Raw genomic sequence first — 12,896 nt, 5'->3', positions numbered from 1 at the left:
TCCGTTTAAGAATTAAGTTGCTTACTTTTGATTTAGTCGATCATTTCCTAGCATTCAATATATTTTTGACATCTTCCCGATGTTGCCCATGGCATGACACTGCGAGATTATTCAACTTCCATGGGGAGTTGCTGTTTATACACCTGGCAATGCACTACCTATTATAGCATGGTTCTCTATTCCATATAATTTTCTTTACTGGAATTAGCGGGACTTTTTACTATTTCTGCTCAAAATATTCAAAAATATATTTCCAGACTAGGACAAGGCTACTTGCACTAATTTTCTACTATTTCCCATACAAATCTTCATCCAATTCCATTTATGATACCATACTTTGAGCATAAACTAATCTATCTGCAGCCGAGATAACATCATTTAGATAGCCAAAAAAAGACATTTTCTTAGTAACTATTTTCATTTCTTCAGTTAATTCTCCTTCTTATTTAGTATTATCTGAAGTTCTTAGTTTACCTAATAATTTATCCCTGCATTACTTCATAATAGGCTTGAGAATTTCTAAAGTATTCATGCAGTTCAATTACCAATTTGGATACTGAATAATCGCTAATGTCTAATTGTGGTTTTTTCTTGCTCATTCGGAGTATTTTTAGTTAATTACAACCTCAGTATTATCTCAGAACAAATTTTTAATTCATCATGGAATGGATGAAATTATCAGTACGTTAGTTTTGTGTTTGACTTTATGGATAACTTACCAGATTAACTTCTGGATTTCTGTGCCTTAACATACACTCTCAATTTTTCAAATATATTATTGTTAATAGCATACAGTTAATTTGAAAAAACTCGTAACTAAAATTATTTTAAGTATTTACCAAGTTTATGATAAATAGCTTAATGACTAGATAGAATGCTTAAGTTTGCGAAGACGATTGGAATAACTCCGAATTACAGACAGGGCAAATAAAGGTGTTTCTTGAACTACAAATAAAAAGCGTTTTTGGTCAAGATAAGCTAATTTACATTCTGTTTTGGCAATAGCAGTAGAAGCTCGAGTATGTTCTTCGTGAACTAGCGCTCCTTCACCAAAAACATCACCTTTTTTAATTGTTTCCACAACTTGACCATTAACAAATAATTCGACTACTCCTTCCATAATTCCATACATTACATCAGCTTTTTGCCCATCTTCAAAAATCACCTCTCCTGGTGCAAAAGTTTTTTGATCTAGATGTTTGTGAAATAACTCTACAGTTTTTGCTGGTTCTAACATAACTCTGTATCTCCGTATGTAAATTATCTTGAAAACTAACAGAAACAGGACTTACCCATGAGACACGAAAAACTAGGACTTGAGATTACTTTCCGTTCCGGACTGCTGCGCAAACCCTGTCGGTCGCTTCGGACAAAAAGACGTTGCAGGGTAAGCATTTCCTGCGGAATGCTGCGCAAACAGCTATTAGCTGTCAGCTGTCAGCTCTCATAAGGGGGTTTAAATAGAAAATAGACTGTTTCACCCGACTTTGGTAGTAAGATTTAAATCTACCTCAATTAGTAAAGCTTTTATCTAAAACTAAAAGCAATAGCTGAATGCGAGCGCATCCCGCAGGAAAATGCTGAAGTCCGCAGTTCCTCCGACAGGAGGCTAGCTGACGGCTGAATGCTTACGTTGCAGGTGCGTAATATCATGTCCGGATAATAGCGTGATCAAAAAACTTTCTCTTCATTTATAGCTTAAAATTCCCTCCTCATAACTCATAACTCATAACTCATAACTCATAACTCATAACTCATTACTCATTACTCCTCCATTTTTATTTATAACTATTCAACCGGACATAATATAAGTCCTATTAGACATCTCCAGAAAAGAGGCAACAGCTCATCTGCTCCTGAAGGCAACAGGAAACCCACCCCTAACCCCTCCTGGGAGCAGGGCTGTTTCATTATCGAGAGACACGGGGACGCACCAGACACACCAGACACGGGGATGGAGGCTTTTGAGTGGCGTTGAACAAAATATCCTCTCAGAGCTTAAAGCCACTTATTGGCGCTCAAAATCGGCAAATTTTGGCAAATTTCACTGTTCCACTATCCCCTAATCTCTGGTTCTCCCTAAATCTTTAATCTACAATACTTTAAAACAGCCCTGCCTCCTGGGAGGGGAATAATTGATAATTTAGGCGTTGCACAATCAGGAATGATTTCGGCGCTCCACGGGGACGCGGGGACGCGGGGACATGGAGGCACGGGGACATGGAGGCACGGGGATTATGGTTTCTGCTAGGAGTGACAAAATCATCCCGCAATTATGCAATCCCCGTATCCTCAATAATATATGTACAGTTGAAAATCTATTATCATTCTTTAATGTGCAACCCCATAATTTATGTACGATAATTGATTTTATTTTTGATTTTTGGAGATGTCTATTAAATCAACCTCTTGCCTCCTACCTAATTTTTTAGGTAATGACAGTGGGTTTTTCCCTACCTGTAAGATTTTTAATTTGAGCAATTTCGTCTGCTAGACTAATCAAAGGAGATAATGCTGCTTGAGTATCTTGGTCATGTTTGCTAGCATCTGGCTCATAACTTTCCACATATAACCTCAGAGTTGCACCTTGAGTACCTGTACCTGAAAGTCGGAACACAATGCGGGAACCATCAGTGAAACCAATACGAATACCCTGTTTTTGGCTAACACTACCATCTACGGGGTCAGTATAGCTAAAATCATCAGCATATTTTACCTCATATTGAGCATATTGCTTTCCTGGCAAAGAAGGTAATAGGGAACGTAAATTGTCCATCAAAATATTAGCTTTATCTGTGTTTACCCCCTCATAGTCATGGCGAGAATAATAATTGCGACCGTAAATTTTCCAGTGTTCCTTCACAATATCTTCTACAGACTCTTGCCGTGCTGCTAAAATATTCAACCAGAACAACACTGCCCAAAGTCCGTCTTTTTCCCGCACATGATTAGACCCTGTACCAAAACTCTCCTCACCACAAAGAGTAGCTTTGTCCGCATCTAACAAATTACCAAAAAACTTCCAACCAGTGGGAGTTTCATAACAGTCAATACCCATCTTCTGAGCTACTCGGTCTGGTGCTGCCGAAGTTGGCATCGAACGGGCAATTCCAGCCAAACCAGAACTGTATCCAGGAACCAACTTAGCATTAGCCGCCAATACTGCCAAACTATCGCTAGGAGTCACAAAGAAATTTTTTCCTAAAATCATATTGCGATCGCCATCCCCATCAGAAGCAGCACCAAAGTCAGGAGCATTATCTCCGAACATGACTTCTACCAAGTCGTGAGCATATACCAAATTCGGGTCTGGATGTCCTCCACCAAAATCTTCTAGAGGTATACCATTTTGCACTGTACCTGCGGGAGCACCTAAGCGTTGCTCAAAAATATCTTTAGCATAACCTCCTGTCACAGCGTGTAATGAGTCCATACACATCCGGAACTTACCAGACTTGAGTAGTTCTGATATTTTGCCAAAATCAAACAATGATTCCATCAACTCAGCATAGTCTGCCACAGAGTCAATAACTTCCACAGTCATTTCCCCTAATTTATGACTGCTCAATTGGTCTAAATTAATATCCGCAGCTTCCATTATTTTGTAGCTATCTATAACTTTACTGCGCTCATAGATGGCACTTGTGACCTTTTCCGGAGCAGGACCACCGTTACTAATATTGTACTTAACGCCAAAGTCCTCTTCTGGTCCACCTGGGTTATGACTAGCAGAAAGGATTATACCACCAAAGGCTTTATTTTTGCGGATAATGCAGGAAGCAGCAGGAGTAGAAAGAATTCCACCCTGACCCACTAACATTCGACCCACTCCATTAGCGGCAGCCATTTTCAGAATTATTTGGATCGCCTGACGGTTGTAATAGCGACCATCACCACCAAGCACAAATGTTTGACCTTGAATGTTTTCTAGACTATCAAAGATAGACTGAATAAAGTTTTCTAGATAGTGGGGTTGTTTGAAAGTTGGCACTTTTTTGCGGAGTCCTGAAGTGCCTGGTTTTTGGTCACTAAAAGGTTGTGTTGCAACTATTTGTATATTCATGGTTTATTGTAATTTAACAACTGTATCTACATATCAGTTATCAGTTTCTCTTGACATACTCCCGAACTTGCGCTTACGCGACAACGCGGGATTCTTCAGTTAGGGAGAACCTAACCGCAATTTTGACAGAGGTGATGTCCTCCCCCTGTGTTAACTTTTAACTTACTTCTGTAAGAAATCTATTGTTTCTGCTTTCATTTTTACACTAAATATGCCACGTTAGAAAAATTAATTTTTTGGTGTTGAGTAAATGTGCTTATAATTAAGATTAGGTTAATAAAATTAATCATTATGTGTGGCTCTTAAAAATATAAAATTTTAATTAAGAAAAACCGGGTTGCGATCGTGAAGTGTTTAAATTTGGCAGCATTGCCACAAGCATAATATAGTCATTTCAGTTATCAGTTATCAGTTATCAGTTATCAGTGAACCTCCGACTAAAGTCGGAGGCTTGAAATACTGAGTTAAATATTTTTTCATCCCCTTAAAAGGGGAGGCACATACCCTCATTTTTTGGTAAGAGGGAAAAGGGAAGATGTGGGGAGAAATAATACAAAAAACACTCCTTATAGCTGATTTTTCCTCAAAATTGATGCGCGAAAAGACTTGACTACCATAATTATATAGCTATCAAATGGGTTCTATAAACATAAGTTCCAATAAGGCCAAAGTTTCTCATTTGGTGGGTTCAACAATTAATAATTACCTCTCCTTGAAAATGGATAGGATTGACTAATAATGAAAATTTTTTCTTGTTTCTCCACAGCGAGTGAGAGGATTTTTACCTTAATTATTCGCTAAGAGAGTAAAGATAACAAGACATCTCCTCCAAAAGAGGGAATAGAGATAAATACTTGATAGTTTATGGATTTGAATGGATTTAATTTTTGAATTTTGTAGCTGTCTATGGAACATTACCTTACTATTTCAAAAAATAAAAATTCTGTAAATTTTGGCCTTTCTATTAGACATCTCCAATAATAAAAAGTCAAATCAATTATCCTACAGAAATCATCAATCTCTTTTCTGGAGATTTCTACTGTCAAAATCTGCATAACTTGCTAAAATCCAGATTTACCATAAGTAGGCGCAGTACAACGTATCTTCGTCCGAAGGGATCTACAGGGTTTGCGGAGCAGTCCAGAACGGAAAGCAATCTTAAATCCTAGTCTTTCGTAACTCATGCGTAAGTCCTGCCGATGTTAAGTATAAATTCCAACAAAAAAACAGAATCCAAACCATGAATCAAGCTAAAGTTTTATTCATAGACTACAGGGTAGACAACTACAATCACCTAATCTCACAAATTGACTCTCAGACAAGGGTAGTTATCCTTAAACCAAATCAAAATGGTATAGACCAAATATCTGAAAGTCTAGATGAATGCTGTGATGTGGACGCCGTTCATATTATTTCCCATGGGGCAAAAGGTACTTTGTACTTGGGTGATAATATCCTCAATTCTGAAAATATTCATCTATACGTTGAGAGTATTCAACAGTGGGGCAAATGTTTGTCTGCTGATGGGGAAATATTGATTTATGGTTGTCAGGTGGCAAGTGGTAATGAAGGTAAAGAATTTGTTCGACAACTGCATCAACTTACAGGAGCAAATATTGCTGCATCGGAAACACTGACTGGAAATGTTAGCAAAGGTGGTAACTGGAATTTAGAAGTAATATTTGGTCAACTCAAGTCAGCATTGGCATTTACTCCAGAAGTGAGGGCAAGTTACGCTGGCGTTTTGGCAGATATTGTGGTGAATACTACTAATGATGTAGTGGATGATAGTGATGGTGTGACTTCTTTGCGGGAAGCAATTATTGAAGCTAACAGTACCCCGGAAGATGACACTATTCAACTGACGGGAGGAGAAACATATAATCTGACTATTGCAGGGAGTGACGAAGATGCTGCTGCAACAGGAGACTTAGATATTGTTGCTGGTGGTGGAGAAATAACAGTTATTTCTGAGGGAGAGGAACAAGCTGTTATTGATGCTGGAGGTGAGAGTGGAATTAATGACAGGGTGTTTCATGTTTTGGAAGATGCTGCCCTACAGTTGGAGAATGTAGAAATCACTGGTGGTGGTGGTTTTTTACTTAATGGAAATGGTGGAGGTATCAACAACTCAGGTACTGTTGGTATTAGCAACAGCACTATTACTGGTAATTTTGGTGAGATTGGTGGAGGCATCTACAACACAGGTACTGTTGATATTAGCGACAGCACTATTGGTGGCAACTTAGCAACCATAGGTGCTGGTATAGGTAACTACTCATCAGGTATAGTCAACATCAGTAACAGTATTATTACTATTAATATAGCTGTTAATGGTGGTGGAGGCATCTTCAACTCAAGCACACTCAATGTCAACGACAGCACTATTAGTAGCAACGGAGGAATTTACGGTGGAGGTATCGAAAACACTGGTACAGCTACCATCAGCAACAGCACAGTCAGTGGGAATTTGGCACTTTCTACTGAAACTGTTGAGAATAGTGCTGGTGGAGGCATCTTAAATGTAGGTAGCATCAGTATCAATGATAGTAATATTAGTGGTAATTCATCAGATTTTGACGGTGGAGGTATAACTATTGTCTCAGGTACAGTTAATATCAGCGATACCACTATTAGTGAGAATACAGCAGGTTTGGGTGGAGGCATCTCCAACATAAATGGTACAGCTAATATCAGTAACAGTACTACTATTAGTAGTAATTTAGCACCTTTCGGTGGAGGTATCTTAAACTCAAGCACACTCAATGTCACCGATAGCACTATTAGTAGCAACGCAGGAATTTACGGTGGAGGAATTCAAAACTCTGGTACAGCTACCATCAGCAACAGCACAGTTAGTGGGAATTTAGCAATTTCTACTGAAACTGTTGAGAATAGTGATGGTGGAGGCATCTCCAACATAGCAGATGGTAGCATCACTATCAGTGATAGTAATATTAGTGGTAATTCATCAGATTTAGGTGCTGGAGGTATCTCTATTGTCTCAGGTACAGTTAATATCAGCGATACCACTATTAGTGAGAATACAGCAGGTTTGGGTGGAGGCATCTCCAACATAAATGGTACAGCTAATATCAGTGACAGTACTACTATTAGTAGTAATTTAGCACCTTTTGGTGGAGGCATATTCAACTCAAGCACACTCAATGTCACCGATAGCACTATTAGTAGCAACGCAGGAATTTACGGTGGAGGAATTCAAAACACTGGTACAGCTACCATCAGCAACAGCACAGTCAGTGGGAATTTAGCACTTTCTACTGAAACTTTTGAGAATAGTTCTGGTGGAGGTATCTACTCATCAGGTACAGCTAATATCAGTGACAGCACTATTAGTGATAATTTAGCAGATTTAGGTGGAGGCATCTCCTCATTTGGTACAACTAATATCAGCAACAGCACTATTAGTGATAATTCAGCAGATTTAGGTGCTGGAGGTATCTCCTTAGCAGGTACAGATAATATCAGCAACAGCACTATTAGTGGTAACTCAGCAAATGTAGGTGGAGGCATCTCCTTAGCAGGTACAGCTAATATCAGCAACAGCACTATTAGTGGTAACTCAGCAAATGTAGTTGGTGGAGGTATCTTAAACTTCTCAGGTACAGCTACTATCAGCAATAGTACAGTTACTGATAATGAAAGTCCTGCAAATCAAGGAAGTGGTATTTTCATCGACGATGGTTCTACTGATATAACCTCTAGCATTGTTGCCGGTAATGTTAACAGTGATATTGATGCCGCAAGTAACGATAACCTTACCAGTGGTGATAATAATCTAATTGGTACAGGTAACGCCATTGATGTTTTTGACGGTGAGAACGATCTAACAGGCATTATCGATCCTCTGCTTGGAGACTTAGCTGACAATGGTGGCCCAACTTTAACCCATTTACCTCTCCCCAATAGTCCCGCTATTGATGCAGGCAGTAATCCTGATGACCTTGATACTGACCAACGAGGGGAACAACGTTTAGTCGGTGATGGGGTTGATATTGGTGCCGTGGAATTAGTTTTACCAGAGCCTACGCCAGAACCTACGCCAGAGCCTACTCCAGAGCCTACTCCGGAGCCTACTCCAGAGCCTACTCCAGAACCGACTCCAGAGCCTACTCCAGAGCCTACTCCAGAACCGACTCCAGAACCGACTCCAGAACCGACTCCAGAACCGACTCCAGAGCCTACTCCAGAGCCTACTCCAGAGCCTACTCCAGAGCCTACTCCAGAACCGACTCCAGAGCCTACTCCAGAGCCTACTCCAGAGCCTACTCCAGAACCGACTCCAGACCCAGAACCAGAAGACCAGACCATTATTGGAGACAGCGGTGACAATATCTTCAATGGAGCAGGTGGTAATGACACCATGACAGGTTTAGCAGGTAATGACATTATAGATGGTCGTGGTGGTGATGACCAAATTATCGGTAGTCGAGGTAGCGACTCTCTCTATGGCAAAGATGGCAATGATACCCTTGAAGGTCGTCTCGGTAACGATCACCTCTTTGGTGGAAATGGTGAAGACTCTCTCGTTGGTGGTATTGGTCGCGATCGCTTCAATGGTGGTGCAGGCGACGATACTCTGACTGGAGGAGCAAGTATTGACAGTTTTATTTTTGCTACAACTGATGAATTTGACTCCGATGATATCGGTATAGATACCATCACTGATTTTGTGCCGGAACAAGATATCATTCTACTTGACAAAACCACGTTTAGTGCTATTACCAGTGACTCAGGAACAGGTTTTAGTGTAGATGCTGAATTTGCCATAGTTACCAGTGATGCTGATGCCGAAACCTCAGAAGCAGTCATTGTTTACAATAGCAACAACGGTAAATTGTTCTACAATGCTAACGGTATAGAAGCGGAATTTGGCAGTGGTGGTGAATTTGCTAATCTGACTAATATTGCATCTATTAGTGAGAATGATTTCTTCCTCAGAGGATAAAATCTTTATTACGTCTTACGCAGAAACCGGGTTGCTCGACAAAATTTTGCGATTTGACAATAGGGCAATAAACCCGGTTTCTCCTTTGGGTGTTTCAACAATTAATAATTAGGGTTTGCGCTTCACTAGTCTTTTAGTAGGGGTAGGAGACAACCCACCCCTGGCCCCTCCCAGGAGGGGGAGACAGGAGAAAACCCACCCCTGGCCCCTCCCAGGAGGGGAGAAATGGGAATGAGGGAGGAGGTAGGAGCGGGCGTTTTGTCCCAAGATTTTCTGTCTAGCTCTTGCCTAAAATACTGATTTTTTGAGCATGAAGAGCTGAAATAGGCGCACTTTTTTAGACCCCAAAAAGGCACTTGTCTTTATATGTCAATGCTTTTAGATTTAATCAGCAAGCCCTAATTAATAATTAATAATTAATAATTACCTCTCCTTTAAAGGAGAAACAAAAAAAATTTCCTTTTATTCAATACTCTTCCTTTTAGGGATAGGTAATTATCAATTATCCATTATTAAACTCCTGGGCGTTGCTGATTCTGGGTATGATTTTGCCCCCCTAACCCCCCAATTTTGGGGGGAATAAAACTCTAAAAGTCCCCCAGTTTGGGGATGCGCGGGGGCTTTACTAGAACTAAACAATCGCGCATTCATACTTCAATTCAGCAACGCCAACTCCTGTCTCCTAGCTAAAAAAAACGCGCATATTTATGAAGATACGATCTGGTTCTATATAATATCATGTCCGGATAATAGCGTGATAAAAAACTTTCTCCTTCAACTCCAGTTCTTCTTCTTCCTTCACTCTTTCCTCCTGACTCCTGTACGGGCGATTTCCTAAGGTCATGCTCCGCAAACGCGAATCGCCCCTACGACTCCTGAGGACTCCGTCGTTATTTATTTATCACTGTTCAACCGGACATGATATAAGTCCTGATTATGTGTGACTCGAAAAATATAAAATTTTCACAAAGAAGGAATTTGTGGCTATTGCATAAGTGTTAGCGTATTATAGCGGTTTTCAGAAAGATGGAATATACTCTTAATCACAAAAACTGTTGTAGAGACGTTCCATAGAACTTCCCTACTCTATTCTACTTAATTGAAAACCGCTATAATAATTTTTTTTCTGTACTGGAAAACCTTTATCAACTATGAATAAAACCAAACTATTATTTATCGACTCCAAGGTAGAAAATTACAATTACCTCATCTCACAGGTTGACCCTCAGACAAAAACAGTTATCCTACAACCCAATCAAAATGGTATAGACCAAATATCTAAAAGTCTGAGTGAATGCCTAGATGTAGAGACAATTCATATTATTTCTCATGGAGAAACAGGCACTTTGTACTTGGGAAATAGTATCCTGAGTTTAAACAACATTCATCAATATAGTGAGAGTATTCAAAAGTGGAGCAAATGTTTATCTGCTGATGGGGAGATATTAATTTATGGTTGTCAGGTAGCAAGTGGTCAGTCAGGTCGAAAATTTATCAGACAACTACATCAACTCACAGGAGCAAATATTGCTGCTTCGGAAACACTGACGGGAAATGCTAACAAAGGTGGTAACTGGAATTTAGAAGTAATATTTGGTCAACTTAAGTCAGCATTGGCGTTTACTCCAGAAGTTAGGGCAAGTTATCCAGGAGTATTGGCAAATATTGTGGTGGATACTACTAATGATGTAGTGGATGATAGTGATGGTGTGACTTCTTTGCGGGAAGCAATAATTGAAGCTAACAGTACCCCAGAAAATGACACTATTCAACTGACGGCAGGAGAAACGTATAATCTGACTATTTCAGGAAGTGACGAAAATGCTGCTGCTACCGGAGATTTAGATATTGTTGCTGGTGGTGGAGAAATAACAGTTATTTCACAGGGAGAAGAAAAAGCTGTTATTGATGCTGGGGGTGAAAGTGGAATTAATGACAGGGTGTTCCATGTTTTGGAAGGTGCTGCTCTACAGTTGGAAAATGTAGAAGTTACAGGTGGGTTGGTAACTGGTGATTCAGGTGGTGGTCTATTTAATAGAGGTACAGCTAATATCATTAATACTACTATTAGTGGTAACTCGGCAAGTGTAAATGGTGGTGGTATAAATAACTCAGGTACAGTCAGTATCAGCAATAGCACTATTACTAGCAATTCAAATAATAGCGGTGGTGGTGGCATTCACAACTTTTTGGGGATAGCTAATATCAGCGACAGCACGATCGGTAATAATTCAGCAATTTCAGGTGGTGGCATTCTCAACAACACAGGTACAGTCAGTATCAACAACAGCATTATCAGTGATAATTCAGCTAATAGTGGTAGTGGAGGGGGTATCCAAAACTTAGGCACTACAGATTACTTGTTAGGTATAATCAATATCTCTAACAGCACTATCACTGGCAATTTAGCAGATTCTGGTGGTGGCATCTATAATTTGGGTACAACTAATATCAATAACACCACTATCAGTGATAATTCAGCTAGTAACGATGGTGGTGGTATCAGGAACTTATCAGGCACTGCCAGTATTGATAATAGCACTATTAGTGGTAACTCAGCAGGTATTGGTGGTGGGATTTTAATCTCAGGCATAACCAGTATTAACAACAGCACTATAAGTGGCAATTCAGCAGGTTTATTAGTTGCTGGTATCTATATCTTCGGCACAGCTAATATCAGTAACAGCACTATCATTGGCAACTCATCTGTTTCTGCTGCTAATGGCATCACAGTTGGTGGAACCGCAACAGTAACCTCTAGCATTGTCTCGGGTAATGCTAACGATGATGTTGGCATTACACAAAGTGCCGATATCTTCACCAGTGGCAACAATAACTTGATTGGCACAGTTGACGGTCTCGCTATCAATAGCTTTAATGGCGATCGCGACCAAATAGGCATCACTGACCCCCTACTGGGAGACCTAGCTGACAATGGTGGCCCTACCTTAACCCATTTACCTCTGTCCAATAGTCCTGCCATTGATGCAGGCAGTAATCCCAACAACCTTACCACTGACCAACGAGGCGAACCACGATTTGCTGGTGCAGGAGTTGATATTGGTGCTGTAGAATTGCAGACTACACAAGAAATTATGGGCACTGCTGAAGCTGATTTTCTCAATGGTACAATAGAACAAGATAGCATTTTTGGGTTGGATGGTAACGATGTTATTAATGGTTTAGATGATGACGATGTTTTATTTGGTAATCGAGATTTAGATACTCTCAATGGAGATGCAGGTAACGACACAATATATGGTGGTAGAGATGACGATTTAGTTTTTGGCAATATAGGAGAAGATTTTCTCAGAGGAGATAGAGGTAGTGATTCAGTTTTTGGTCAGGAAGGTAACGATATTGCTTTTGGTGGTAAAGATAGTGATTTAATAGATGGGGGTTTTGGTAACGATTCAATATCAGGCGATCTAGATAGCGACACGTTAATTGGAGGTCAAGGAATAGATACCCTGACTGGTGGTGAGGATGCTGATATTTTTGAATTAGCTGTTGGCGAAGGTTTAGATCTGATCACCGACTTTGTGCCAGGACAAGATATAATTATGCTGGACAAAGATACATTTACAGCTATTACCAGTGACTCAGGAACAGGTTTTAGTGTCGATGCTGAATTTGCCATAGTTACCAGTGACTTTGATGCCGAAACCTCAGAAGCAGTAATTGTTTACAATAGCAACAATGGCAAATTGTTCTACAATGCTAACGGTACAGAACCAGAATTTGGCAGTGGTGGTGAATTTGCTAATCTGACTAATATTGCATCTATTAGTGAGAATGATTTCTTCCTCAGAGGATAAAATCTTTATTACGTCTTACGCAGAAACCGGGTTGCTCGACAAAATT

4 protein-coding genes are annotated in these 12,896 nt (G+C 39.9%); 2 read left to right on the top strand and 2 right to left on the bottom strand.

The features are described 5' to 3' along the window. Nucleotides 1-865: 865 nt before the first annotated feature. Together F6K23_RS32025 and F6K23_RS32020 are read right to left on the bottom strand one after the other, a co-directional pair. Complete coding sequence (locus tag F6K23_RS32025) at nt 866-1,237, bottom strand: cyclic nucleotide-binding domain-containing protein (protein ID WP_293163645.1); 372 nt, start codon at nt 1,235-1,237, stop codon at nt 866-868. A gap of 1,191 nt (nt 1,238-2,428) precedes the next feature. After that, nucleotides 2,429-4,063 carry an alpha-D-glucose phosphate-specific phosphoglucomutase gene (locus F6K23_RS32020; RefSeq protein WP_293163642.1) on the bottom strand — a complete coding sequence of 545 codons (1,635 nt, stop codon included), beginning with the start codon at nt 4,061-4,063 and terminating at the stop codon, nt 2,429-2,431. Between the two features lie 1,240 nt (nt 4,064-5,303). Here F6K23_RS32020 and F6K23_RS32015 point away from each other — a divergent pair. After that, on the top strand, nt 5,304-9,032 hold the full coding sequence (locus F6K23_RS32015; protein WP_293163639.1) for a DUF4347 domain-containing protein: 3,729 nt from the start codon (nt 5,304-5,306) through the stop codon (nt 9,030-9,032). Between the two features lie 1,151 nt (nt 9,033-10,183). Beyond that, entirely contained in the window at nt 10,184-12,850 is a 2,667-nt protein-coding gene (locus tag F6K23_RS32010) for a DUF4347 domain-containing protein (protein WP_293163637.1), read from the top strand. Nucleotides 12,851-12,896 lie beyond the last annotated feature (46 nt).

It is taken from the genome of Okeania sp. SIO2C9, assembly GCF_010672455.1.
Classification (GTDB): Bacteria; Cyanobacteriota; Cyanobacteriia; order Cyanobacteriales; family Microcoleaceae; genus Okeania.
Note: the sequence above shows the minus strand (reverse complement) of the source record. Positions and strands in the feature narration are given on the sequence as shown.